This window comes from Priestia sp. BR_2 (assembly GCF_041954005.1).
GTDB lineage: Bacteria > Bacillota > Bacilli > Paenibacillales > Paenibacillaceae > Paenibacillus_AQ > Paenibacillus_AQ lautus_A.
In genome coordinates, this window is record NZ_JAVFHM010000351.1 from 277,926 (window position 1) to 303,054 (window position 25,129).

A 25,129-nucleotide genomic window follows, 5' to 3' on the forward strand; every position below is an offset into this window, starting at 1 on the left:
AGCGGTCTAAGCTTCTAGAGGTCGTTCAAAAAGCCATCTTTCCATGACTTTTTGAACACGCACTTCTATGTTCTGATGCTGCTTCAAGCTCCATATCCATTGTGGATGCCGCTTATCGCCGGCACCGTTTACCCCTTGATCCCCGTTGTGGCGATGCCGCCAACGATATAACGCTGCGCGAAGAAAAAGACGGCCAGCGGCGGAATCGAGATCAGGCAGGTGATGGCCATAATGGATTGCATGTCGACGCCGTGCATGCCCTTGAATTGGGATAACCCCAGCGTCAGCGTATATTTCGTCTGGTCGTTCAGGAAGATGAGCGGGCCCAGGTAATCGTTCCAGCAGCTCATCATATGGAACACGGCCACCAGGATGAGCGACGGACCCATCAGCGGCACGATGATCCGCAGCAGAACCGTCATTTTGCCCGCCCCGTCAATCGTTGCCGCTTCATCCAGCTCCTTCGGCAAGGTCATGATGAACTGGCGCAGCAGAAAAATGAAATAAGCGGAGCCGAACCAGGACGGAACGATGAGCGGTTTGAGCGTATTGATCCAGCCCAGGTAATTGAACTCCATATACTGCGGAATCATGGTCACTTCCCAAGGAATCATCATGGTGGCAAGCACGATCAGGAACAGCGCGTCCCGCCCCTTGTATTGAAACCGGGCAAACCCGTAAGCTACCAGCGTGCACGAGACGAGCTGCCCGAGCGTCGACAGCAGCGTCACGATCAGCGTATTTTTCAAAAACAGGTTAAACGGCTGAATGCTCCAGGCCTCCGCGAAATTGCTGAACCTCCACACGGAAGGAAACCATTTCGGAGGAAACAGATACAGCTCCTGCTGCGACTTCAGCGCCGTCGTGACGGCCCAGAAGAGCGGAGCAATGAACAGCAGCGAGCACAGAATGAGCAGTGCGTACGTGATCACCTTTTTCATACGGAACCTCCCTCCCTGCTGGCTTGAACCCCTTGCTTGGCACGCTTCGGCTTCGCCTTCTCCTTCTCCTTCTTTGTCTTCATCTCGCCCTCATAGAACACCCAGGCCTCCGAAGACTTGAACACGAGGAACGTCAGCGTCAGCACGATCAGGAACATGAACCAGGCGTTGGCTGCGGAATACCCCATCTTGAAATATTTGAACGCATTCTCGTACATGTACATCGCATAGAAAAACGTCGACTTCAGCGGGCCTCCGCCCGTGAGCAGAAGCGCCAGCGTCAGCTGCTGGAACGCGGCGATGATGGACGTAATCAGGTTGAACAGCAGCGTGGGCGTGATCATCGGAATGGTCACATTGAAGAACTGCCGAATCTTGCCCGCCCCGTCCATCGAGGCCGACTCATACAGGTCCTTCGGAATTCCCTTGAGACCCGCCAGAAAAATAAGCATCATCGAGCCCTGTCCCCATAGGCTTGCAATGACCATGGCGACCAGGGACCACTTCGTATCGTTCAGCCAGTCCGGCCCTTCGATGCCGACCAGCGATAAGAAATAGTTCAGGATTCCGTAATCCCCGCTGTATACCCAGGACCAGATCATGGCGAGGGCGACGCCGGAAATGACCGACGGCAGGTAGAAGGCGGTGCGGAAGAATGCGCTCCCTTTTACCTTCTGATTCAGCAGCATGGCAAGCCCCAAAGCCACGATGATGTTCAGCGGCACGAACAAAGCCGCGAATTTCAGCGTAACCAGCAGCGATTTCCAGAACAGCGGATCGTTCGAGAACATCTCCACATAGTTGTCGATGCCGACAAAGGTCACTTGGCCTACGATCGGCCAATCAAAAAACGAAATGACGAGGGAGAACAGCAGCGGGCCAAGCGTGAAAACCAGGAATCCGAATATCCATGGAAAAATGAAGAGGTAGGGCACGGCCCCACCCCAACGTTTTGGTCCAAGTCGCTTCGGGGCCGCTGTCTGCTGTTGTGGGTAAGGCACTTGCGTTTGGGCCATTTTCGCGAACCTTCTTTCTTCGATTATTTCAAATAGCGTTCGCTATCCTTCACCGCCTGGTTCAGAACCTCCTGCGCATCGCTGCCGAACATGACGGATTCCACGGCTGCCGACAGTTGGCGGTTCACTTCGTTCCATTTTGGATTCAGCAGAAAGGCCGGCGTATTGTCCGAGCGCTCCAGCATCGTGTAATACGGCTTGTAGAGCGGATCCTGGTCCTTCTTCAGCTCGTTGACCACGCTGACCCGGACCGGCAGGTCGGCCACGCGCATTTTGATCGCTTCATCCGATACGTAGAATTTGATGAACTCCCACGCCAGATCCTTGTTCTTGGAATCCTTCGCTATGGATAACGCGGATTCGGCCAATACGCCCTTCACTGGCTTGCCCTCGAAGGCCGGCATCTCTACCGTGCCCACATCGATTCCGGCTTCCCTGAAGGATTCCAGCGGCCAGATGCCGCTCTCCCACATGGCAATCTTGCCGGCTTTGAAAATATCCTCCCCGCTCTGCTGCCCTTTGCCTCCGGTCAGGACCGCCGAGCCGTTCTTGAGCATATCGCCCAGCATCTGAATGGCTTCCGCCGTTTCCTTGCTGTTCATGTAGCCTTCGATCGTCGTGCCGTCCTCCGAGATGAAGGATCCGCCGTTGCTCCATACGAACCCTTGAAGGTCATACGTATCGTTCTCGGCCCGCACGCCGAAGCCGTACTGCTTCTTCGATTTATCCGTCAGCTTCTGGGCGATTTCCTGGAATTCCGCCCATGTCCATCCATCGCTCGGGTAAGCAATGCCCGCATCGTCGAACATCTTCTTGTTGTAGTACACCACCCGGGTCGTAAAGCCCGCCGGGATTCCGTACAGCTGATCGTCGATCTTGCCGTAGTTGAACAATCCTTGGTAAAAATCATCGATGTTCAAATCCTCGTCCTTGGACGCGTAACCATCCAGCGGCTCCAAGGACTGGTGATACGTCGGAAAATCCCACATGTACATCACGTCCGGCGGATTGGCTGCGCCGAATCCGGCGGCCAGCTTCTGATCGAATCCGTCGGCATAGGCCTCGACCTGCACCTTCGTGCCGGGATGCGACTCTTCGAACTTCTTGGCGATCTCCTGCTCGATCTTCAGCGCATCTCCCGTATCCCATGTCGCGAAACGAAGCGTGGTTGCCGCCTCCGACGAGCTGCCGTCCGGCTGCTTCGCGCTGCCGGTCCCGCCGCTGCCGCCGCATGCGGCCAGCAGCGATGCCATTAACGTCATAACCGAAACCATTGCGATCCATGACATTTTCTTTTTCATATTGTCAGCTCCCCTAAAGTATTGAGTTGATATGAATTGAACCGCTTTCATCATAACTCGGATGAAAGCGGTTCAAAACGTGCGCTGATTCGCAGATGATCGTATTTTTGTTCGAACTTTAGCCCGCGGGTGTTCATTTGTTTACGATGATTCCCCTTTTTGTTCGGCACGGTATTGGCTTGGCGTCTGACCCGTGCAGCGCTTGAACCATTTGCTGAAATATTTGCTGTCTCCGAGTCCCGTCTTCTCGGCGATCTCCTGCATCGTTAAGGAGGTTTCGCGCAGCAGGCCGTAAGCAAGGCGGAGCTTGCGCTTATATTGGAACGCGATGAAGCTGTCGCCGACCGTTTTCTTGAACAGGATCGAAAAATGGCTGCGGCTCAGCCCCACCTGCTGGGCCAGCTCCGCTGCCGACCACTCGTCCGCGGGATGTTCGTGCAGCAGATGAACCGCCTGCAGGATCGGCTCCGGCCACTGCTCTCCGTTCAGACCGTACACCCGCTCCAGCTCGGCTTCCTTGTGCAAGGATTGAAAGGCTTTCTGCACATCCACCGAGTCCTGAAGACCTCCCCGCCAATTCCAGGCAAGCTTCCCGCATCGGCTCTTAATCTCCACCAGCAGCCCGTCCGCCGCTTCCTTATATTCCTCCGGCACGGCCCAATAGCAGCTGTCCGCGCCGTACGGGACCCGCTTGCTGCTGCGCAATCCCGGCTCCTTGGAGCCCTGCTCCTTCAGCAGGTGCTCCCAACTGCCGCTGCAGCCCGCCGTTTTGATCAGATACAGCGAAATGGGCTTGCCCTCTCCCAGCCCGGCGCGGCTGCAAAGCTCCCAGAGTTCTCCGGGGAAACGGTCGCTGTGCCCGTTAAGCCAAGCAAACAAATGGGCGGAAACCTGTTCTTCCAGCCCGTACACGTTGGCCGGCGCATCAGACAGCTCGCGTTGAAATTTACCCAGCATCGCTTCGAGCTCTTCGTCCTCGAAGGCGGTTTTCAGCAGATATCCGGACGCGCCAAGCCGCATCCCTTCCTGGGCATATTCGAAATCCCGGTGGCAGCTGAGCAGAATGATCCGGGTTTCCGGCGCAGCCTCCTTCACCTTCCGGGAGAGCTCGATCCCATCCATCTCCGGCATGACGATATCCGTAATGACGACCTGCGGCCGAAACTCCAGAAAAGCCTCCCAGGCTGCCTGGCCGTTAGGGCTGTCCGCCACAACCTCCATCCCGAACCGTTCCCAGGGCACCGTGGAGCGGAGTCCCTTGCGCACAATGCTTTCGTCGTCGGCAATCATCACTTTAATGTTCCCTGTATTCATCATCGAAAGACTCCTCCCTTTTCGGCCAGCGTATGATGATCGTTGTTCCTTCTCCCTTAACCGAATGCACCTTCAGTCCGTAGAGCGGACCGAAATGCAGCTTGAATTTCTGGTCGGCGTTCCGCACGCCAAGCCCGCCGCGGCCCTTCCGCTTCGTCTCCGGCGAAAACAACCGCGCCAGTTTGTCCTCCCTGATGCCGGCTCCGTTATCGCGGAGCGTGAGCACAAGCTCGTCATGATCCTCCTCGACCTTGACATGGATCTCTCCCTGCCCGTCCGTAAAGGCATGGAAAAATATATTCTCGAACAGCGGCTGAAGCGTCATCCGCGGAATCAAATACGGCAGAAGCGAATCATCGCAATCCAGGCGATAACGAAATACTTCACCGTACCGGATTTCCTGAATCTTCAGGAAGTGGCCGATCATGCGCAGCTCCCTGTTTAGGGTAACGAGCTCCTGGGAAATATCCAGATTTCCCTCCAGCACCATCGTCAGATGGTACAGCATCTGGCGAATGTCTTCCGCGCCTTGCAGCCGGGCCTTCCACTGGATGGAATTCAGGGTGTTGAACAGCAGATGGGGGTTGATCTGATAATGGAATGCGCGCAGCTCGGCCTCTTTTTTCAGCCGCTCGCTCTGCTCCACCTCGCCAATCAGGGTCTGCACGCCCGTTACCATCCGGTTAAAACTCATGTCGAGGCTGCCCAGCTCATCCCTGCCCTCGATCGGCGTACGGGTATCCAGCTTGCCGAAGCTTACCTTCTGCATCGAGTCCTTCAAGGTCCGGATCCGCGAAGTGAACCGGGAGGAGAACAGATAGGCGATGCCAAAAGCGAGCAGGCAGGAGACGATGGCAACAACCATCGTGTTCGCCCGGATCACGTCCGAGGATTGATAGAACGCCTTGGCGGGAATTCTGGCTTCCATGGTCCATTGGTTGGCGTCAATCGTCCGGGTCCAGGCCACATCGCTGTCATGGGGCGTATACGGAGCGTCCGTCTCATACACGACCGTGCCGTCCGGCGATGTAATAAGCAGGTGGGCATGCGTGTCGGCCTCGAACTTGGCATAACTTCGCAGCAGCTCCTCGGCGTTCTCCTCGATCAGGATGACGCTGCCGTCCTGAGCCTTGTCCGGGTGATGGATCGGCACCGCCAATCCTAGGACAGGCACGTTGTCGCTATCGCTGTTATTAATGGAATGATCCTGCGGATAGAAGCCCAGCCAATAGGTGCCGGCATAGGCTTTCGGCCTGACGTTCCACGCCGGGATATTGCCGAGTTTATTCACGTCCAGGTTGTTCTCCCCATAGTAATAACCGGAGCTCGTTATGATGTAGATCCCGGCTGTCAGCTGCGTCCGCAGGGACTTCAACAACGATTCGAAATCGTTCTTCTCCATGATGTCGCCATAGGTGGACGGCGTCCCGTTCCCGATTCCCGAATGGCTCGGGTCCAGCAGGTAGGAATAAATCGTCTCCGCCGTCTGCTTCATCCGCCCCAAAGCCGAACTGGTCTGCTGCTCCAGCTGCGCTACGGCATTATCGCCGTATTTGCCGAACTGGGAGTTAATCACTTTAGCGGATTGCACATAGGAAAGTCCGCCAAGCGAGAACAGCGGAATCAGGGTGACGACTAAAAAACAGGTAAGCAGCTTGGTTCTTATGCTGTGATAGGTGCCGGTGAACATCCGTCCGGCTCGGTCTTTGATTCCCTGAAAATTCATGGTTACTCTCCCCATTGTCGTATCGAATCGTATCGTGAACATCCATCCGATCGTTCGCCATGCGGCTGTACTGCTTACGAGATCCCGTGATACCGCTTTCATTATAAACCTGAACAAAGGGCTTGTAATTAGGCGGCAACTGGAAAATGAGAGGAAACGGAAAAAGCACCTCCTCCGCAAGGCCAAAAGCCCGGGAAGAAGTGTGATTCCGTGACAGTTATAACGTGTATTCATGTCCCAAAATCAAAAATACGCTGGAGGTCCAGGTGAAAGCCCGATCGCGCAGCCCGGCTCCGGTCAGGGCATCAAAATTCTCGGCCATGCCGCTGAGACTGACCATTCGGCAGTACCGCTGCGCAATCTCCATGGCCAGCTCCTTATCGCCGGCCGCCGCCACCCCTTCGACCAGCAGCATCGTGGAAGGAGCCCAGATCGGTCCGCGCCAATATCCGTCCGGCTTATAGTATGGGCTGCTTACGCTTTCGGTCGCCCAGCCGTTGCTCGTCAGAAATCGGCTTTCATCCCGAAGCCCTTCCAGCAGAGCCGTGCGGATATACTCGGGAAGGCGTTTACCCAGCAGAATAGGAACGAACAGCAGCAGGCTGTCCCCTTCGGACGGCTCATGCGTTCCCGAACGGCAGGCCGTAAACCGGCCGTCCTTCCAGAAGTGCCGAATCATGCGGTCCAGCGTATCGTCCGCTCTCCGTCTCCATCCGGCCGACTCCTCCGACAGGCCCAGCAAGCCCGCGATTTCGGCCAGCGTCTCCATCTGGATAATCAGATAAGAGGCAAGGTCGGGACTCTCAACGGGAATGCCGTTATTGAACGCCGTGCTGTTGTCCCAGCCCGAGTCGTTGCCGTGGTTATACTGGGGAATGCCGTCGCCGTCATGATCCCGGTGCGTGAACCACCACTGCGTCCATTTCGCTAGAGGGCCATAGACCTCGCGCAGCTGGGCCTCCTTGATGTAATCCGTCCGACGCATCATCCAGGCCAGCGTCCAGCCGTGAATCGGCGGTTTGTTGCAATTCCAAAGCTCGTATTTATCGTTCACGAAGTCCGGGATCAGGCCGCTCTCATCCTGCCGGTCAAAAAAGATCATGAACTGGTCCCAAGCCAGCTCCGGCTGATGCCGTACGAGAGCCATCGCGTTAAAGCAGTTGTCCCAGCTCCAGATGTTGGTCATCCAATTCTTGGACATGTACATGGCCGGGCGGGTCAGGCAGCCTTCGGCGGGAACCACGCAGGACCAGGTAATATAGGCGGCCAGCTCCCTGGCTTCCTGCCACTGCTCAGAGACGGCAAGGGTATTGTTCAGCCATCTGGCGTAATCCTCGCGAGCGCTTACAACCGCATCGTCGAAGGACTCCCATTCGCCGCGCGGCTTCAAGACGGTCATGAACTCTTCGACCGCAAATTCGGCCACATTGGATGCAGGATCCACGGAAAAGTCGGCGGTCACACGCGAGCTCTTGATCTCGTTCCATTCAACCTCCATGCCCATCTGGCCCGCAAGCCGGGTCAGCATGAAGCGGCAGCCATGCGTGAAGCTGTTCACCTCCCAGCCGTCCGGATGGGTCTCATAGGCATAATCATACGCGGCGGGGAAAAAGGTAAGCCGGATGCCGCAGCCTTCCGAGCGGAATCGCACGGTCCGGGAGTCCGATAAACAAATATCCGCATGGCCTAACGAATCGGAGGCCGTTAGCCTGATGTTGTCGGGTGATGCAATAGGTTCAAACGGAACCGGCTCGTTCTGCCGGTTTAGCAGTTCTATCAGAAACGCCTCGCCAAACTTGTCATCCCCTCCGCGGACGGTTCGCAGGTAAAGACCTTGTCTGCGATCCTTGGCCGCTGGCAGGAGGGATATCGCCAAGAAGGACTCTCTTCGGCTGAAAGGTACGATATTCAGATCAAAATTCATAGGACATCTCCTTCGCTGAGGTATCGCTTTCATTGTAAAACTTCTCAAGGAAGGAGAGGACTGACGGATGTCTTGCCGATAGAGGGATATTGTTCGGGGCACGCTTGCTTTAGCGAGGGAGGTGTCATTTTGTTCGATATGAGGGGATACAAATGTGCGGGCGAATGTCTGGGGTGACCGCAGCCGATGACGTCATCCCGGTCGGAGGATTCAATCTCCGTCCGGGATCGTCCGTTTATCGGACCAGCCAGCCCTCATGGTCGCTATGCCTGTTATGGCTTCTGCCCGTGCTGACGCCAATATTGTCTTTTTCTGTCATCGCGCACGGTAATGCCCAGCTTCGAGAGCTCCCGGCGCAGATCAGCCGCGTCCTCTCGATTCTCGTTCTCGATGGCCTTCTCCCGTGCCAGGAAGAGCGCGTTCATGCTGGGCGTCAGTTCCGGCGAATCGGCAACCCATCTGACGTAATGGTCGGCGAACGGATCGCGGTCTCTCCAGGAGTAACCGTGCCGCTTGAAGGCTTCGGCCACCGTTTCCCGCTTGGCTTCGGGTTTCTCGCGATAGAGCTCCTCCCCCTCGTTGCCCAACAGGACCAGCTGCTTGCCGTCCATAAAGGCAGCGGAAACTTCTTCTCTCGTAAAGGTTTGTTCAGCTTCATGTATGCGGTTTGTAATCTCCTTGTCCGACAGGCGAACCGCAAGGCTTTCTTTAATGGCTAAGTGAGAGAGCACCGTCCCAGCAAGCAGCCCCACGAGAGCGGTTACGATAACAACCCATGGGCCCTGGATCGATGCGATCAACTCCAAGGGTCCTTGAAATGGCACCCAAGCCAGGCCCGTTGCCCAATCCGCAATGGCAGGCAAAAACCAGCCGACCACCGCGCCTAATAAAGGCGGCACCGCCCATACCAGCAACCGGTCTGCCCATGATAATCCGAGATCACTGTATTCCCTCTCGTTATTCAATGGGGTCCGCTCCTTTCCTGAGAACGCTGTTCACCGCTTCTTTCCAGACCGCTTGATAGTCCAGCGGAATCTCCATCATGATATAACTCGTGATATTATCGATGACCAGAGCCAGAACATAGGCCTTGGAATCCGCATGCTGACGATCGACGATCCCGAAGTCGACCCCCAGATTCATGAATTCCCGAAAGCCGTCCAGGAACGATTGCTGCATGGCAGCTACCCGCTGGCCGTAATTGGCATTCCGGTTTGCGGTCAGCATGAACTCGCTCAATAAGCGCATCACCGGCACGAAAGCTTCTTCCTCCTCGGGAAACATGCGCAGCCCGCCCTGGTACAGCTGCTCTGCAAAGTTAAACGCATTTAGCCCGGTTAGGGAGAAATAATGATCGAAATGATAATCGCTGAACATGTATTCAAAGACCCGCTCCACCAGTTCATCCTTGGACGCAAAGTGATAGTAAATCGACGGTTTCGTAATGCCCACTTCGCCGGCAATCATCGCCAGGCTGGTCTTCTCGATGCCATGTGTCGCAAACAATCCGATGGCAGCCTCGACGATTTGCTGCGAGGTTAAATCCTTCTTTTTCACGCTGTCATCCGCTCCTTTTTTTACCTACCGATAGGTAGAATTTTAAGATGGATGATGAAGGATGTCAATATTTTTTAACTATCGGTAGGCAAAAAAACTAAAAATCGCCGATGCTTATCGCATCGACGATTCATAAGAATTAGGATTTGTCGCTTAACCGGCTCAACCGATTAAAGCATTCTTCTTCCCATCATGATGATGGTTTCAAGCAGCGCCTTCCACTTTCCTTCGACCGTGCGTGCGGTCTTTGCGGCGTGGGCCGCTGCATTGCGTTTCGAGCGCAATTTCGTTGCCATCCGGCATCGTTCCAGTTCCTGACGGAGATCGCGAACATGCTGTTTGGCAATATCTTCATTATTGATATTCATGTTTCATTCCTCATTTCTTTTTATAGCGACAACATTCCGACATTACCAATACCTGCAAGCTCCTCTTCCGTCCCCTTCACTATAATACTTCCATTGTTTGCCCGAAGGTAAGGGTACAAAATGCCTTTAATTCTTTTTTCCCCTACAACGACTTCGCCGAAGAGATCCAGGGAGGACATCGAAGCCTTAATATCTTCCTCGGTGACGTCATCGTCAAAGGTCAGCGTCCCGTCAACTATGAAGCTCGCCGGCTGGCCCAAAGCCGCCAGCTGATCCCTCGACCAGGTCTCCTCGCCGCTGATGAACACAAACAGCCGCTCATAACTTACGATTTCCGTATTCAGGTTGGGGCAGCGCTCCCAGACCAGATCTTCGATCTCTTCGCCGCAAATGATGAACGAAGTTGACTGTATCTCCGACACGGCCTGGCTGAAGGCGTCCCGGGTCACGTCCGCCTCGAGAATGAGCGGCTTATTCGTGTAGAGCTTATGGCCTTTAAAGCGCCGTACGCTTCTTGCGTTTAGCCGTAACGGTTTGGTTACATGCTCGAATCCTGCCGGGATCACCTCGACCAAGCCGTTGATCTTTTTCAATTTATCGTAGAAATACGGGGATTGATGTTCATGGATAATCGCCTTGCCGTTGACTTGGATCTTTTCAATCCGGGCCGAGAACTGCTCCATATCCAGCTCCTTATCCAGATGAACCATGCCGTTCAGGACCAGCTCCATAGGCTCGCTGTTGGAGGCCAGATATGCATTGTTCAGCTGCACTTTCCCGGACTCGAACCGGGGTTCGTATTCGTAAGCGTGAATCTCCGCGCTGGCGCCTCCCACTTTGAGGAGTGCAGAGGTAACGGCAGCGGCCAGATGCCGTGGAGCATAGACCTCGCCGTTAACCACCAAGTGCAGCGTGCCGCTCTGGAATGCTTCAAGGGATACTCCTTTATCGATGATGACCGTGCCGTTAACGAATACGCGGTCCGGCTGCTCCAAGAGCTGAAAATATTCCTCGTTCAGCCGCAGCGTGCCGCTGTAATAACGGTGTCCCTCGGGGATTTCAATCGTCTTGCCGATATTGCCTGCGTTTTTCAACAGCGTGAGGAGGTGTGCCGTCTCTGCCCGGTATATTACGAGACCTACGTTTCCGATCCGTTCGATGCTTGTTACGGTTTCCTCCGTAGCCTGCGTAAGATCCAACATCCCTACATTCTCGATGATTCTGCTCATTTCATATCTTCCTCCCATAGTTTTCTCAATTTTTTGATGGCGGTTTGCAATTTGTAACGAACCGTGGCTGCCGGCATACCCAGCTGCTCGCCGATTTCCTGGCTGGACATCCCGAGCCAAAAGCGCTTAAACACGATATCGCTCTGCGATTGCGGCAAACGGGCGAGCCATTCCGTCATTTCTATATTGCGGCTTGAAACGGGGAGCTCGGCGAAGACCAGATCATCCTCCCACGATACGAGCCGCTTCTCCCGGCGGCTAATATCGATCATGCGATTTTTGACGACTCTGAAGAACCAGGCCTTTTGCTTGTGAAGGGGCAGCGCTGCCAGGTTCGGCTCCTTGATGGCTTTCATAAAGGCATCCTGGACCAGATCATCCGCTTCGTAAGCATGCTTGGCGATGGATCTGGCATAACGCTGGACATCGTCCTTCAGGTTTTCATAGAGATCACATACTTGCATTAGCCAACCTCTCACTTTTCGTTTTGTCTTTTCTGTTAATATAACGTTTGGGAAAAAGAAACTGATGGATATTCTCGAAAATTATTTTTCAACCAATCAAAAACACGCCGACCGTCTTCGCGGTCAGCGTGTTAACGAACATTAATCCCACATGGAGAACAGCACTAGCAGTACGGCTACTGCGCCCAGCAAGAGCGAGTGCCTGGAAAACCATATCGAACGCATCTCTTCCTTCATGCTTGCATCCTCCTTCTATTTTCATTCAGCCGCTAACAACTCCTCTTCCCTGATGCCTTAATCCCACCAGCTAAGCATGCACACCAGCATAACCGCCGCAAAGAAACCGTCCATAAACTTGAGCTGAAGTTTAGCCATATTGGATTCACCTCCTTCTAAGAGACAACAACTCGAGTAAGAAATCCTATTTTATTATTGATTGATCAATTACTAATATCTAAAAAATAATCCCTTCGCATATCATGATATCGCTGCTGCGCCACTCTTCATGGCTTCCGCTGCTCATGCGCGTTTTTTCATTAACCCCCTCATGGTCGCCGCAATCGCCTGCTCATGAGGCGTCCATTGAATCGGACCGATCAGGCGCTCGTATTTCTCGCCGCTCAGCACCAAAGGCTCCTCGGTCAAATACAGCATCTCAACCACCTCTTTCATCACCGGATTGAATAACCCGATCAGGGAGAGCCCGATTCGTCCGAGCGGCATTACCGCCTTGCGCTTTCCGGCGGTCTGCTGCGCAATCCGCACCAGCTCATGGCCTGAAATCACGCCCGGTCCGGGGATATGCCAGTTCTGCCCGTAGGACTCCTCTCTCTCGGCAATCTCTACGATCATGCGGGCGGCATCCGGCAAATAGACGTATTCGCGGGGAACGCTCATGTTGCCGATGAAGGCGGTTGGCTTCCCGGCAGCAATGGCTTCCATCGTGACGGATAAATAGGATGCCTGCGCGGAAGGGCCATAGTAGTCGGGCAGCCTTACGATAAGAGGGTTTGCTTTATGCCAGCGCGACGAGAAGATCAGCTGCTCGTAGGCCAATCTTATTTTGCCCTTACGGGTATGCGGTTTTTTGGGATGATCCTCCGTTGCCTTTTCCATTAAGCGTCTGCCATACGGATAAATACCATCTACCACCACAACCCTGGTCCCCAGCTTCTCCGCAGCCGTCATGACCGATTCCCCCAGCGGCAGCAGCCTGGATTCCATCTCGTGGTAAGGAATATTGGCACTTTGAAAAATAACGTCGGCCCCATCCGCGGCTCTTCGGATATCCTCCGGATTAAAGGCATCTCCCGTTTCCAGCGTAAGCAGAGGAGAATAGTCCAGCTGCTCAGCCAGCTCATTCAGCTTCTTAACGGAACGGCCGAAGGCTACCGTTTGAATTCCGCGCTTCACCAGCTCCGCCGTTAATGGGGCGCCTACGCCGCCTGTCGCACCCAAAACAATCGCTTTTTTCATCATCAATCTCTCCTCATATTAAAATAATTGATTGATCAATCACAATTGATTAAAAAAGAAATGCCCTTTCTCCACCGCGCACAACCTGATGCAGTACGCGGTGCGGCACATCGACGTGCGCCTTATCTTTTGGGCATCATATTCGGCATATCCATCGCCATGGCTACATTGCACAGCATCCCCCGGGCCAGAAAATCGGAGGTTTTCTTGTCGGCATCCTCGAATCCCGCTTTCACGAAAGCATGCTGAACCAGGTCCTTCACCTCGTTCATTCCCAGCTGCATCGCTTCGCGGATAGGCGCTTCCTGGATCGTCTGCGCCTGCATCTGCAGCAAGATTTCGCTGCGATGGGATTGCACGATCCCTTCGTACGCCCGGATCAGGCCCGTCTCCAATTCCTCCGGAGCAGCGGACTCGATGACCCCCTGAAATGCCTGCACGATGCGCTTCCAGGAGACCGTCAGCGATTCCACGAGCAGCGATTCCTTGGTAAAGAACCGATAGACGTAAGGCTGGGATATCGCTGCCCGTTCGGCAACCTGAGCCGTGGTCGCGCGATAGTATCCGATCTCTGCAAACACTTCGATTGCTGCTGCTACAATCTCATTTCGCCGATTCGCAGAGGTTGAAGCTCTAGCCATTCAACCAACCTCCTCTCACTCGTTATGATTTATTATTGATTGACCAATCACTAATTGAACTCAGTATATACGGTCCGTTTTCCTTTTGCAACTGTTTTCTTCCAAAATTATTGAATTCAACACCTGGGATAGCTTGAGCATAGGGGAGGAATCCGCTATTTCTTATCGAATTGTGTTTATGAACCGCAAATAAGACGGGAGCCTATTCCAAGACTTTATCCTGTAATCGATCAAGGAGGATCAACCATGAGTCATGAAGGTCAACAGCAATTCGAACGATGGCATAGACACCGTACGGTCTTGCTTCAGCTGCTGCAGGACGTACAGAGCGAGCATTTGGATTATAAACCGTGGGAAAATGCCTATACCTTGGGCGGATTAGCTGTTCATATTGCGGCAGCCTCGGATATGTTCCTGCGTTCCATCCAAAACGGCTCGTTTACTCCACCCTCGATTTCCACCCAATTCGAGACCATCGATGACATTCGAAATATCGTGCAAGCGTCGACCGAATCGACCAAGGCCCTTTTTGCCGAATTGTCCGACAGCCAGCTTGAGCAGCCGCTCGACTTCAATGGGTTCACAGCGCCCGGCAACGTGTGGTTAAACAATATGGTCGACCATGAAATCCACCATAAAGGACAGTTGTTTACTTACGTGCGGGCTGTCGGAATCGAGAAGGTTCCCTTCTTCACGCTTCAGCCGGCCAAGCAGTAAAAACAAGACACGGCTGGATTTGCTGTTTTAAGTTATCAAAAGGAATTACCTCTTACTCAAAATAGAAAGCCGGATTTCCTGCAGCTTACGCTGAGGAATCCGGCTTTCTTCATCCCTGGCTAGCCTTGCTTCGCCAGCTTCACCACGGCCTGCAAAGCGGTGTTAATCTCGCGCTCCACCGCGTCGGCAACCACGTTTGTGTTCGGGTCGTACTCGGCCGCAAGGTCGGCGTCGGCAAAGCCGTCCATGGCCACAATCGCGCCGGCGCGAACGCCGCGGATCGCCGCAACGACGTAAAGCGCCGCAATTTCCATCTCGACGCCGAGCGCGCCGGCCGCTTTATATTTCTGGTGCGGCACTTCCTCGACTCCGTTAAAGAACACGTCCAGCGTGACGGTTATGCCCTTGCGCACGACGCCTTCGCCGATCGCGAGCGCGGATTCGTACAACGCCTCCGCCACCTGGCTGTCCGCAACCGCCGGAAAGCCGTCCGGCACCAGCTGCTTCGTCAGACCGTCCGTACGGATCGCCGCGGTGCTGACCACAAGGCTTCCTGCAGGAGTGTCCGCCCGATAAGACCCGGCGGTCCCCACGCGAATCAAGGTCTTCGCGCCCGCGCGGATCAGCTCCTCGAAGCAAACGGCCGCTCCCGGGCAGCCGACGCCATGGCTGGTTACCGCCAGCTCAACGCCTTCATGCGTCCCCACGAAAGTGCGGTACTCGCGGCTGAATGCCAGCTCGCGCGCATTTTCGAGCTTACGGGATATCGTCTCCGCGCGTTTCGGATCGCCGCAGACGATCACAAATTCAGGTATATCCTCCGAGTTCACTTGCAAAATAGGCATCAACATATTAGTCAAACTCCTTACGTGTCCATTCGTCTTCGGGTATATCCAGCGCCTCGCCGCTAAACCGCTCTTCCTTGAACGGGTCCGCTTCGTTGTGGAAGCCGTTACGTTCCCAGAAGCCCGGGCGGTCTTCCTTCATAAACTCGATGCCGCGCAGCCACTTGGCGCTCTTCCAGAAATATCGGTGCGGCACGACCGTGCGCAGCGGCCAGCCGTGCTTGTCCGTCAGCGGCTCGCCGTTGAAACGATAGGCCAGCAGCACATCGTCACGGAGCAAATCCTCGATCGGCACATTCGTGTCATAATCGGGATCGGCATGAAACATGACGTATTTGGCATCCGGCTTGATCCGAAGCCCTGCTATGAAATCCCGGAACAGGATGCCCTCCCATACCGTATCGAACTTGGACCAGCGCGTGACGCAGTGAATGTCGGTGTTCACCGTTACCGTTGGCAGCGCCAGAATATCTTCATACGTAAAGGTCCGTTCCTCTTCCACTTCGCCGAAAACCCGGAGGGTCCATTCCGACATGTCGTAATGGGGAACCTCCCCTTCATGCAAAATCGGGAACTTCTCGGTCAGCGTCTGCCCCGGCGGCAGCTTGGCCCGCTGCTCTTCGGTCAGGTTGCCCACCGCCATCGGCTTCATTTTTTTCAAACGTTCTGCTTTTTTATGCACCATGTTCATCTCCTTTACGCTTGATCGCTTTCGCATCCGCTTATCGACGGGATGACTTCAATCACAGGTTGTCGCGTAGCGGACTACGCGCTTATCTGGAACTGGATCCCTGCTTCAGCGCGTCCTGCTGGAAGCTTTTATCCTTAAAGAAGAACATCGCCAGAATCGTTACGACATAAGGCAGCATCTGCGTAAAATGCGTAGGCAGCGCCAGCCCCTGGAACCGGATGCTGAGTGCATCCATAAAGCCGAACAGCAGGCTTGCCGCCGTTACCCCAAGCGGACCCGATTGGCCAAGCATCGTGGCGACGAGCGCGATAAAGCCGCGGCCGGCCGTCATGCCTTCCGTAAACATCGTCACCTGTCCAAGCGACAGCTGCGCGCCTGCAAGCGCACATAACACGCCGCTCGCGAGCACGGCTCCATACTGATACCGTCTTACACGGATGCCCACGCTTTTGGCAGCGAGCGGATTCTCGCCGGCAGCCAGAAAACGGAAGCCGTTCTTCGTGCGATAGAAATAATACCACATGAGGCCCGCAATCAAAAACGACAGATACACAAGCGGCGTCAGGCCCGCCAAAATGGGACCGATCACCGGAATATCCTCGATAATCGGAATGTTCCATTTCGGCAGCCCGACCATCGTATTATCATAAAATGCACCTTTCACATCAAAAATAGCCCGCAAGCTGAATGTGGTCAACCCTGCCGCCAGCGCATTCATCGCGATACCGACCACGATGACGTTGGCCTGCAGATTAATGCTGAGGTAAGCAAAGATAAAGGAAAAGATCGACACGATCGCAATCGCGAACAAAATCGCGTAAAACACGTTGCCGAAAAAGTGGTTCCCCACCACGGCTGAGAAAGCCCCCAGCAGCATAAAGCCTTCCAAACCGACGTTGAACAATCCGACGCGCGAACACAGGGCACCGCCGAGAGCCGCAAGCAGGATCGGAGTGAGCACGCGGAGGGCCGAGTTGATTAAAGCAAGGTCAAACAGCTGTTCCATCGGATTTGTTCCCCTTTCTGCGCTTCAGGAAGCTGTATGTGAATCGGGCGGAGATAAACAGAATCAGCACGGCTTGGATGATCGCTCCTACCTCAAGCGGCACTTCCGTATTCCGTTCCACGCCCATGCCGCCCGTCTGAAGCGCGGCCAAGAAAATCGATGCAATCAGCGTGCCGATCGGATGCGACCCTGCCAGCAATGCTGCCATGATGCCCGTCCAGGCATAGTCGGCCGTAGATAACGCACCATCGATATAACGATACTGGGAGCCCAGGATTTCAACGGCCCCGCCAAGTCCGGCCAAGCCGCCGCTGAAGAACATCGCGCCAAGCATCATCGGCCCGCGCTTAACCCCGCCGAACAGGGCAAACAGCGGATTTCCGCCTAGCATCCGTACTTCGTAGCCGATCACGGAGCGCTTCAACAAGACGAATATAATCAACGCGGCCAGCACCGCGAGCACAAAGCCGACATGCAGCGGCATGCCGGAGATCAGCTTCGGCAGCCAGACGCTGTTATCGAGCATTTCGGATTGCGCCATCGCGGCCGAACCCGAGCGGTCCTTCAGCGGATAGGCGACCAGATACCCCGCAAACAATACGGCCACATAGTTCAGAAGCAGCGTGGAGATCAGCAGGTTCACCCGGAACCGGGCATCAAAATATCCGGCCATTACCGACCATAATCCCCCTGCGACAACGCCGGCAAGAATCGCAACGATGCACACCAGCCAGCCCGGACCCGGCATATACAATCCGACCAACGCGGCGGAAAGCGCGCCAAACACCATTTGTCCTTCCGCGCCTAGGTTAAAGAAGCCTGCACGGAAGGCAAACGCCGCGCCCAGACCGATCAGAATGATCGGGGTCGCGCGGGACAGCGTATTCGTAAAGAAATACATCCCGCCGAAGGCACCCTTCCACATCTCCGCGTAGGTCTGCAGGATATCGCCGCCGGCAATCATGATCGCGATGGCTCCGGCAAGCAGCCCCACGATGATTGCGGCAATCGGCTGAAGCAGCGGAAGCGTAAATTTAGTCCATTTGTTCATTACAGAGTTCCTCCCGCCATCAGCAGTCCCAATTTCTCTTCTGTCGCTTCCTTCGCCGACAGTTCGCCCGCGATCCGGCCTTCATACATGACCAGAACACGGTCGGACAGCTTCAAGATTTCCGTTAATTCCGACGATACCAGCAAAATTCCCGTGCCCTCTTCGCGCCGCTTGAGCAGTTCGCCATGAATCGTCTCCATGGCACCGATATCGACGCCTCGCGTCGGTTCCGCCGCGATCAGGAACGGAGTTCCCTGCTCCAGTTCCCGTGCCACGATCAGCTTCTGCAGATTGCCGCCGGACAAATACTGCGTGCTGGTCTCCAGAGAGCCCGTCTTGATGGAGAATTTCTGAACCCATCCGGATACGAGCGAACGAATGTCCTTGAGTTTGAGGAAGCCGCCCTGCTGCAAGCGGCGGTGATGCCCCATAAGCCCGGTATCCATCACGGTTGCCGTTCGATTGGCACCCCATACGTAGCGATCCTCCGGAATATGGGCTAACCCGTGTTCCCGTATTTCTCTTGTCGACATGCCGGTTACGTCCTTGCCCGACACGGCAATCCGGCCGCTGTCCGGCTGAGCCAGGCCCGAGATCACTTGAAGCAGCTCGGACTGCCCGTTGCCTGAAATACCGGCGATCCCGACAACCTCGCCGGCCCGTACCTCCAGGTTTACGCCGTCCAGAACCGGCTTGCCTTTCGTTCCGCGGATCGAGACGTCCGATACTTCCAGCACCTTCTCGCCCGGCGTGATCGGCTTGCGGTCCAGTTCCATCAGCTCGCGGCCGACCATGAGACGGGAGAGCTGGTGGGCATCGGTGTTCCCCTTCTCCACCACGCCCGTGACGGCACCGTCACGGAGCACCGTAATGCGGTCGGCCACGTCAAGGACCTCGTTCAGCTTATGACTGATCAGGATAAAGCTTTTTCCCTGTTTGGAGAGCTGTTTAATGGCATCCAGGAGCTCCTGCACCTCGAGCGGCGTCAGCACGCCCGTCGGCTCATCCAGAATGATGATTTCGGCTCCCTGATACAGCACCTTCAATATTTCAACCCGCTGCTGCACGCCGGGGGCGCTGCTGCTTACGGTGGCGCGCGGGTCCACCTTCATGCCGTATTTTTCGCAGAGTCCTTCCACGATCTTCACGGCTTGCTTGCGGTCAAACCCGGCACCTGAGCCCGGCTCATTGCCGATCACGATATTCTCGGCGATCGTAAACGTAGGAAACAGCATGAAGTGCTGATGCACCATGCCGATTCCGCCTTGAATCGCGTCAAGCGGGCTTGCAAACGAAACTTCCTTGCCATTCAGCCGAATCGTACCCGAGGTTGGCTGCTCCATCCCGTACAATATCCGCATCAGCGTCGTTTTGCCTGCACCGTTTTCCCCGACTATCGCATGAACCTCACCCGCGCGCAGCGAAAAATCAATGCCGCGGTTTGCGCTGAACTCGCCATACTTCTTCGTAATATTGTCCATCTGGAGTAGCATCGAGTCATGCCTTCCTTTCGTTTCTGAATGAAAGACCGACTGCCCATGTGCAGCCGGTCCAGGTAAGAACTAATTTTGTTCCAATGCGTTCGTTACTTTAATCTTTCCGGCGATGATATCGTCGGAAATCACCTTAAGCTGATCCACGATGTCTTGTCCAATGAATGGGTTAAGCGGCGTTTTGCTCTCATGCGTAACGTAAGTGAGACCTACTGCGCCTTCTTTCAGGCCGTAGTCGCGAATATCGAAAGTATAGTTGCCCTCTGCAAAATCCTTCACCGTTTCGTATACGACAGCGTCGGTACCTTTCAACTGCGCGAGCACCACATGCTCAGGCTCGGTATTGTCCGTATCTTGTCCGGAAGTGTAGAAGCCCTTCTCTTTCGCTGCTTCGAACACGCCCAGATCGCCAACGGCGGACATGCCGGCTACGAAATCCGCGCCCTTGGAGTTCTGCAGGAGCGCAAGCTCCTTCGCTTTTGCCGGATCGTCGAATCCGCCTACGAAGTTAACGAAAATTTCGATGTTCGGATTGACCGATTTCGCGCCTTCCTCAAAGCCGGTCATATATTTATGCATAATCGGAATGTCGTTGGCCACAACGTTGCCGACCTTGTTCGTTTTCGTTGCCAATCCTGCAGCCGCCCCTAGAAGATAAGCAGCCTCATGCTCGCGGAATCCGACGCTGCGGACGTTCGGCAAATCCACGACCGTGTCAATGATCGCAAACGGCACGTCTGGATTCTCCGGTGCAACCTTCTTCAATGCATCCTCCATCTGGAAGGTGGATGTGATGATCAGATCATACTTCTCGGCAACCGCCGTGCGGAGGTTCTGCTCGATCGAAGCAGGGTCTGTCGATTCAATCGTTTTGACTTCAACGTTGAAATCGGCAGCAGCCTTTTGCAATCCTTCGTCCATCAGGGCAAAGAATGGATTCACGCCGATCTTCTCAGGAAGAACTAGTGCAATGCGTTTCTTATCTTGAGATCCTTCGGAACCGCCATTAGCTGCACCACTGTCAGTAGACTTATCATCGTTGCCGCAACCTGCAAGCAATCCAACGGATAATACGAGTGTTAATAGAATTGACCATGTCTTTTTCATTTCCTGACCTTATCCTCCTAAGTGAGCACTTTTTATACTATTATCCTATGGTATAGACAAGCAGATGTCAAAACAAAAATTTTAGCGTTTTATGTAGTTTAATGTGTTTTTTAGCAAAAATTTGGTGGAAAACTGCGTATATCACAGAACATTACCTTATCAAAATGTCGATAATGTTCGGAAATTGCCAACATTTGATCAAACGCTTCCGGCATGGATCCGGGATGAAAACGCATTATTTTCAAATTCCTGGCATCACGCAAACCTGAATTCTCTCTATCTATATAAAAAAGGATGCCGTTAGGCATCCTCTCTCTTGCATGATTTCTATTTAGATGAAGCAGCATACGAAATGTTGAATTCTTCAGCCCAGCCTGCTTCCACCGCCGATTCAATCGATCAGCTCCGAGCCTTTCAATAACCGCTGCAGCATGACCGCTGCTTCGCCGCGGGATAACTTCTGGAGCGGCTTAAGCCCTGCACCCGATCCCAGGACAATTCCTTGCTTCACTAGGGCGGCCGCAGCCGGTCTGGCCCAGTCGGACAGGTCTTCACGGTCCTGGTAAGGGGAGAGGATGGCTGCCGCCTCCATCTCATTCACTGCACTCGTTGTTCCCGCCAGCTTCATCACTCTCGCCATAACCGCTATGGCCTCTTGACGCGTGATGCCTTGGGCCGGCCTGAAACGGCCGTCCTCATACCCCTGAAGGAGCCCATACTGCACAGCTTGCGTTATGACGCCGCCATGCCAGTCCTCTGCGTCGACATCCCGGAAAGCAGGAGCTCCGTCCTGCACCTCATCCAAACCGAGCGCCCTTACGATCATGGCGGCAAACTCGGCACGGCTCACTTGGGCATTCGGCTCGAAATGAATCGCCGCGGGCTGATTCGCGTTTGTGTCTGTCCCACCTTCGGCAAGTCCGGTTCCGTTCAGAATCATTCGCGAAGCAAGATCGTTCACCGCATCCTTGGACCAGTGGAACGATGCATCAGCAACTCGCACTTGATGAGAGATGAAAGCAATCGTACCTGCCGATAAGGAATGCAGAATCGCCTCGCTGCTTCCGTCCTCCTTCAGCTCGAAGCGCGTCGGGATCGGGTAAAAGCTGCCGTTCCGATCCAGCAAGACAGCCGTTGTCATGCGGCCCGGCATTCCCTGCGGCCAAATGATTCGCTGCTTCATATATTGCGGGAACGGATCTAACTGCAGTGCCGTGTCCTGAGCTTTAGCCGTGATTTCAAACTCGATAGGCAAACCGATAAGCGTACTGCCGGATTGCGATGCGGCCTTCTTAACGGCCTCTACCTTGGCAGCGTCGCTGCCAGCCATCGTCAGGGTTATCGATATTTGATCCGCGGCCGGCAAATCCGTGCTCCCTGGCGCGTGCCAGCGCGATGATGCCATCACGGCCGCAGGAACGTGGAAATGACCAAGCGCCGATCGGATTTCAATGGCGCCCTGCTTGGCGTTAAGCAGGTCAAGAGCAGCTCCGCTGGTTTCCAGGGAGACCTGATCCGCGGGCCGTGCCAACGCGATGACGATTACCGGATTGTAGTCCACTGTCTCTAAACGGGCTTCCAGCTTAGCCGTATCCAATTTCATCGATACGACGGTATGTCCATTGGCCTCATGGAACAAACCTGTAACCATCCCTTCCTGAGATTCATCGTTTATCGTAACTTTGACGTCTACTCTATTCGAAGGTGCGGCATTGCCTGATGGGCCCGGTATAGCCGATCCTTGGCCGGAACCTCCTGGCGACGAACCTTCCGGTTCTTCAGGCGTTCCGCCACCGCCTCCGGATGAAGCTCTAGTTACCGTCGTTCTGTATTTCATATGCTGGCCGTCAGGCGCCGTCACCATAACCTCCACGACCTGGCTGCCTACGGCGACGGGGAAGGACGGGCTCTCCTGGCCGGAGAGGAGAGCCATCGGCCCCCATACCAAATTACCGGCCTCGCCGTACACGCTGGCCGTTACCGACGCCCTCGCATCATATACCTGTGCCGTTACCGTGAGGCGGTCCGTATCGCTGGCGACCTGCGCTTTGTAATCATAGTGATCTCTGGAGAACACAGGGCTCATCGCTACTTCTCCGCTCGACGATCGCAGCCCCAATGCTTGCAAATCAGCGTCGTAGGCCGGGGCCTCATGTTCCCCGACCGTAAAGCTCCAAGCATCCGCCCCCTGAATGCCGGCAAAGCCGGTACCCGAATGGTTACCGATAAAAGCACCCGGCTCGATCTCGACGTAATAGGCTGCTCCCGCATCAAAATCATTCAGCGGATCTATTCTCGCCGCGTTCCCGAGAATCGTGACGCCCCCTGCATCGACGGTCTCGACGACGCGATGATCCGAGGCCAGCCTAATCGCAATCGATTTACCGGACATCGCCGTCACTTCTTCATTAAAGACAACCTGCAAGGTTACATCTTTTTCCACGCCGACAGACTGGTGGGATGGCGTGTAAGATACGGCCTTAAGCTCGGTCGGTGCCTGGATCGCCTTCCATTGGGCATACAGCGTGACGTCCTGCGTACCGAATATAAGCTTGCCACCGGCAGGATAATCGATTCCGCTTCCGTCGGCCTCCGAATTCCAGCCGTCGAAGACATGTCCATCCTTGCCCAGCTGCCCCGTATTGCCCGCCACGACCGCTTCGTCGCCTCTGGCAAACAAACCGCTGCTTACCGGAACATTCCCTGCGGTGTGTCCGTTGCCGTCATAGGTTAACGAGTAGATTTGCGGCCATAGGGTTGTCACCTTCAGCATGCGGTATGCGCTTTTCCTGCCTACGGCATCTTTGACCATGACGTTAAAATAATGATCCGTGCCTGCGGCAAGCCCGTTCACCACCATCCCGGTGTGACCCGCCGCGTAGTTTCCGAGGGGTTTCCCGTTCCTCTCCATTTGGCTGACGTCCCCGATATTCGGGCTGCCGGACGAATATAACAAATACTGCAATTCGTGCTGCTCCGTCATATTGTCCGAGGCTTTCGGCCATTCCAATGCAACGGAGTCTGACGTGATGCTGTGCGGATTCAGGCTACCGCTGCCCGTATCCGGAGACGTCGTATCCAGCACGGCTTTGGTCAGGGTAGGTATTCCCCTCGTATTGTTGTACGTCCCGTCTCCGATCTGTCCTCCGGAGTTATAGCCCCATCCCCAGACGGTCCCATCCTTTTTCATGGCCACGCTATGAAAGCCGCCGGCGGAAATTTCGCGTACATGCTCGATCCCCGGCACAGGGACCGGAATGAGGCTGGAAGCATTCGAGTTTAGGCCCAGCTGCTGTTGACTGTTATCCCCCCAGCTCCATACGTTTCCTGCCCGGTCCACTGCAAGGCTGTGATAACCTCCACCCGCAACGGCAACGATATGCTGCAGGTTTCGAACCTGCACGGGTCTCGTCCGGTGCGTTCTCGTACCGTCGCCAAGCGTACCGTACGTATTGTTTCCCCATGCCCACACGGTGCCGTCTTGTTTAATGGCCAAACTATGGGAACCGCCGGCGGCAATCGCCATGACGTCCGTCAGCCCGGCAACCTGTACCGGAACGTGCCGGTCCGTCGTTGTCCCGTCTCCAAGCTCCCCGCTTCCGTTCACGCCCCAGGCCCATACGGTGCCGTCCGATTTTAAGGCAAGACTGTAGTATCCTCCAGCCGCAATCGCCGTCACATCGCTTAGACCGGCCACCAGAACCGGGGTGTTTTGTTGTATCGTCGTTCCATTTCCCAGCTCGCCGTTGTCATTCTTCCCCCAAGTCCAAACGGTGCCGTTCTCTGAAAGCGCCATGCCGTGATAGGCCAATCCGCCCGATATTGCCTTGATCCCGCTCAGACCCGGAACTTGCGCGGGCGCGTTCACATTCGTTATCGTTCCAATCCCTAACTGTCCGTTCTCGTTTGCCCCCCAGGTCCATACCGTTCCATCCTGCCTTAGCGCCATCGAACTGCGGACGCCGGAGTGAATGTCAATGACATGGTTCAAATTCTTCGCCATGACCGGAGTCGTCCGGGTATTCCAGGTGCCGTCACCCAGCTGCCCCCTGTCTCCGTATCCCCATGAGTAAACTTCACCGCTGCTTACGAGCGAAGCGGTATGATAGTACCCGGCTACAAGCTTTGGTGCAACGGCCGCAGCCGCAAAGGCTTGGCGATATCCCAATAACCCATCCACCTGCAGCAGCAGCAAAGCCGCACACAGCAGGATTTTTCCTGAACGCCTTAGCATAATCTCCTCCTTCGTTTCATCAGCGTTA

General features: G+C 54.9%; 21 protein-coding genes. 1 reads left to right on the forward strand and 20 read right to left on the reverse strand.

The window, feature by feature from the left end; translation table 11 throughout:
- Positions 1 to 128 precede the first annotated feature (128 nt).
- The 13 genes from RB298_RS32935 to RB298_RS32995 all read right to left on the reverse strand — a co-directional run bounded on the left by RB298_RS32935 (position 129) and on the right by RB298_RS32995 (position 13,957).
- On the reverse strand, positions 129 to 941 hold the full coding sequence (locus tag RB298_RS32935) for a carbohydrate ABC transporter permease (RefSeq protein ID WP_486050496.1): 813 nt from the start codon (positions 939 to 941) through the stop codon (positions 129 to 131).
- Positions 938 to 1,957 carry a carbohydrate ABC transporter permease gene (locus tag RB298_RS32940; RefSeq protein WP_096775152.1) on the reverse strand — a complete coding sequence of 340 codons (1,020 nt, stop codon included), beginning with the start codon at positions 1,955 to 1,957 and terminating at the stop codon, positions 938 to 940. Before RB298_RS32940 ends, RB298_RS32935 begins: the two co-directional genes overlap by 4 nt.
- A gap of 23 nt (positions 1,958 to 1,980) precedes the next feature.
- Complete coding sequence (locus tag RB298_RS32945; protein ID WP_096775151.1) at positions 1,981 to 3,258, reverse strand: ABC transporter substrate-binding protein; 1,278 nt, start codon at positions 3,256 to 3,258, stop codon at positions 1,981 to 1,983.
- A 141-nt stretch (positions 3,259 to 3,399) separates the two neighbouring features.
- Complete coding sequence (locus tag RB298_RS32950) at positions 3,400 to 4,575, reverse strand: response regulator transcription factor (protein WP_486050499.1); 1,176 nt, start codon at positions 4,573 to 4,575, stop codon at positions 3,400 to 3,402.
- Positions 4,553 to 6,298, reverse strand: coding sequence for a cache domain-containing sensor histidine kinase (locus RB298_RS32955; protein WP_486050501.1), 1,746 nt, complete (start codon positions 6,296 to 6,298; stop codon positions 4,553 to 4,555). The genes RB298_RS32950 and RB298_RS32955 overlap by 23 nt, the downstream gene beginning before the upstream one ends.
- A gap of 217 nt (positions 6,299 to 6,515) precedes the next feature.
- Entirely contained in the window at positions 6,516 to 8,222 is a 1,707-nt protein-coding gene (locus RB298_RS32960; protein WP_486050503.1) for an amylo-alpha-1,6-glucosidase, read from the reverse strand.
- Positions 8,223 to 8,494: 272 nt separating this feature from the next.
- Positions 8,495 to 9,187, reverse strand: a complete 693-nt coding sequence (locus tag RB298_RS32965; RefSeq protein WP_486050505.1) for a YqeB family protein — start codon at positions 9,185 to 9,187, stop codon at positions 8,495 to 8,497.
- Complete coding sequence (locus RB298_RS32970; protein ID WP_213580408.1) at positions 9,180 to 9,779, reverse strand: TetR/AcrR family transcriptional regulator; 600 nt, start codon at positions 9,777 to 9,779, stop codon at positions 9,180 to 9,182. Before RB298_RS32970 ends, RB298_RS32965 begins: the two co-directional genes overlap by 8 nt.
- A 170-nt stretch (positions 9,780 to 9,949) precedes the next feature.
- On the reverse strand, positions 9,950 to 10,147 hold the full coding sequence (locus RB298_RS32975; protein ID WP_009594397.1) for a hypothetical protein: 198 nt from the start codon (positions 10,145 to 10,147) through the stop codon (positions 9,950 to 9,952).
- A gap of 20 nt (positions 10,148 to 10,167) precedes the next feature.
- Positions 10,168 to 11,376 carry a hypothetical protein gene (locus RB298_RS32980; protein WP_486050507.1) on the reverse strand — a complete coding sequence of 403 codons (1,209 nt, stop codon included), beginning with the start codon at positions 11,374 to 11,376 and terminating at the stop codon, positions 10,168 to 10,170.
- Positions 11,373 to 11,840, reverse strand: coding sequence for an RNA polymerase sigma factor (locus tag RB298_RS32985; protein WP_096775145.1), 468 nt, complete (start codon positions 11,838 to 11,840; stop codon positions 11,373 to 11,375). Before RB298_RS32985 ends, RB298_RS32980 begins: the two co-directional genes overlap by 4 nt.
- A 519-nt stretch (positions 11,841 to 12,359) precedes the next feature.
- Positions 12,360 to 13,316: an NAD-dependent epimerase/dehydratase family protein gene (locus tag RB298_RS32990; protein WP_486050509.1), complete on the reverse strand. Its 957-nt coding sequence runs from the start codon at positions 13,314 to 13,316 to the stop codon at positions 12,360 to 12,362.
- A 122-nt stretch (positions 13,317 to 13,438) separates the two neighbouring features.
- Positions 13,439 to 13,957 carry a TetR/AcrR family transcriptional regulator gene (locus RB298_RS32995; protein ID WP_486050511.1) on the reverse strand — a complete coding sequence of 173 codons (519 nt, stop codon included), beginning with the start codon at positions 13,955 to 13,957 and terminating at the stop codon, positions 13,439 to 13,441.
- Between the two features lie 246 nt (positions 13,958 to 14,203).
- Here RB298_RS32995 and RB298_RS33000 point away from each other — a divergent pair, with 246 nt between their 5' ends.
- Positions 14,204 to 14,674 carry a DinB family protein gene (locus tag RB298_RS33000; RefSeq protein WP_375120752.1) on the forward strand — a complete coding sequence of 157 codons (471 nt, stop codon included), beginning with the start codon at positions 14,204 to 14,206 and terminating at the stop codon, positions 14,672 to 14,674.
- A 119-nt stretch (positions 14,675 to 14,793) separates the two neighbouring features.
- On the opposite strand, the gene RB298_RS33005 is transcribed toward RB298_RS33000, so the two are convergent.
- From RB298_RS33005 to RB298_RS33035, 7 genes are all read right to left on the reverse strand, one after another.
- Entirely contained in the window at positions 14,794 to 15,525 is a 732-nt protein-coding gene (locus tag RB298_RS33005) for a nucleoside phosphorylase (protein ID WP_213580406.1), read from the reverse strand.
- A 1-nt stretch (position 15,526) separates the two neighbouring features.
- Complete coding sequence (locus RB298_RS33010) at positions 15,527 to 16,201, reverse strand: sulfite oxidase-like oxidoreductase (protein ID WP_486050594.1); 675 nt, start codon at positions 16,199 to 16,201, stop codon at positions 15,527 to 15,529.
- 91 nt (positions 16,202 to 16,292) lie between these two features.
- On the reverse strand, positions 16,293 to 17,216 hold the full coding sequence (locus RB298_RS33015; protein WP_012819304.1) for an ABC transporter permease: 924 nt from the start codon (positions 17,214 to 17,216) through the stop codon (positions 16,293 to 16,295).
- Positions 17,200 to 18,267 (reverse strand): ABC transporter permease, encoded by a 1,068-nt coding sequence (locus RB298_RS33020; protein ID WP_012819303.1) that lies wholly within the window; start codon positions 18,265 to 18,267, stop codon positions 17,200 to 17,202. Before RB298_RS33020 ends, RB298_RS33015 begins: the two co-directional genes overlap by 17 nt.
- The gene (locus RB298_RS33025; RefSeq protein ID WP_096775141.1) at positions 18,267 to 19,760 is read right to left on the reverse strand and encodes an ABC transporter ATP-binding protein; all 1,494 of its coding nucleotides are present in this window, start codon (positions 19,758 to 19,760) and stop codon (positions 18,267 to 18,269) included. The genes RB298_RS33020 and RB298_RS33025 overlap by 1 nt, the downstream gene beginning before the upstream one ends.
- Positions 19,761 to 19,829: 69 nt before the next feature.
- A complete protein-coding gene (locus tag RB298_RS33030) occupies positions 19,830 to 20,867 on the reverse strand; it encodes a BMP family protein (protein ID WP_009594391.1) in 1,038 nt (345 codons plus the stop codon).
- Positions 20,868 to 21,258: 391 nt separating this feature from the next.
- Complete coding sequence (locus tag RB298_RS33035; protein ID WP_486050515.1) at positions 21,259 to 25,101, reverse strand: RCC1 domain-containing protein; 3,843 nt, start codon at positions 25,099 to 25,101, stop codon at positions 21,259 to 21,261.
- Between the last annotated feature and the right edge of the window lie 28 nt (positions 25,102 to 25,129).

Bases quoted from the DNA above. Each gene is read 5' to 3' on its own strand.
- RB298_RS32980 (WP_486050507.1), bottom strand. From the start codon at position 11,376: ATGAGCAGAATCATCGAGAATGTAGGGATGTTGGATCTTACGCAGGCT.
- RB298_RS33030 (WP_009594391.1), bottom strand. From the start codon at position 20,867: ATGAAAAAGACATGGTCAATTCTATTAACACTCGTATTATCCGTTGGA.
- RB298_RS32935 (WP_486050496.1), bottom strand. From the start codon at position 941: ATGAAAAAGGTGATCACGTACGCACTGCTCATTCTGTGCTCGCTGCTG.
- RB298_RS33035 (WP_486050515.1), bottom strand. From the start codon at position 25,101: ATGCTAAGGCGTTCAGGAAAAATCCTGCTGTGTGCGGCTTTGCTGCTG.
- RB298_RS33025 (WP_096775141.1), bottom strand. From the start codon at position 19,760: ATGCTACTCCAGATGGACAATATTACGAAGAAGTATGGCGAGTTCAGC.
- RB298_RS32985 (WP_096775145.1), bottom strand. From the start codon at position 11,840: ATGCAAGTATGTGATCTCTATGAAAACCTGAAGGACGATGTCCAGCGT.
- RB298_RS32960 (WP_486050503.1), bottom strand. From the start codon at position 8,222: ATGAATTTTGATCTGAATATCGTACCTTTCAGCCGAAGAGAGTCCTTC.
- RB298_RS33020 (WP_012819303.1), bottom strand. From the start codon at position 18,267: ATGAACAAATGGACTAAATTTACGCTTCCGCTGCTTCAGCCGATTGCC.
- RB298_RS32940 (WP_096775152.1), bottom strand. From the start codon at position 1,957: ATGGCCCAAACGCAAGTGCCTTACCCACAACAGCAGACAGCGGCCCCG.
- RB298_RS32990 (WP_486050509.1), bottom strand. From the start codon at position 13,316: ATGAAAAAAGCGATTGTTTTGGGTGCGACAGGCGGCGTAGGCGCCCCA.
- RB298_RS32950 (WP_486050499.1), bottom strand. From the start codon at position 4,575: ATGATGAATACAGGGAACATTAAAGTGATGATTGCCGACGACGAAAGC.
- RB298_RS32995 (WP_486050511.1), bottom strand. From the start codon at position 13,957: ATGGCTAGAGCTTCAACCTCTGCGAATCGGCGAAATGAGATTGTAGCA.
- RB298_RS33000 (WP_375120752.1), top strand. From the start codon at position 14,204: ATGAGTCATGAAGGTCAACAGCAATTCGAACGATGGCATAGACACCGT.
- RB298_RS32945 (WP_096775151.1), bottom strand. From the start codon at position 3,258: ATGAAAAAGAAAATGTCATGGATCGCAATGGTTTCGGTTATGACGTTA.
- RB298_RS32975 (WP_009594397.1), bottom strand. From the start codon at position 10,147: ATGAATATCAATAATGAAGATATTGCCAAACAGCATGTTCGCGATCTC.
- RB298_RS33005 (WP_213580406.1), bottom strand. From the start codon at position 15,525: ATGTTGATGCCTATTTTGCAAGTGAACTCGGAGGATATACCTGAATTT.
- RB298_RS33015 (WP_012819304.1), bottom strand. From the start codon at position 17,216: ATGGAACAGCTGTTTGACCTTGCTTTAATCAACTCGGCCCTCCGCGTG.
- RB298_RS32955 (WP_486050501.1), bottom strand. From the start codon at position 6,298: ATGAATTTTCAGGGAATCAAAGACCGAGCCGGACGGATGTTCACCGGC.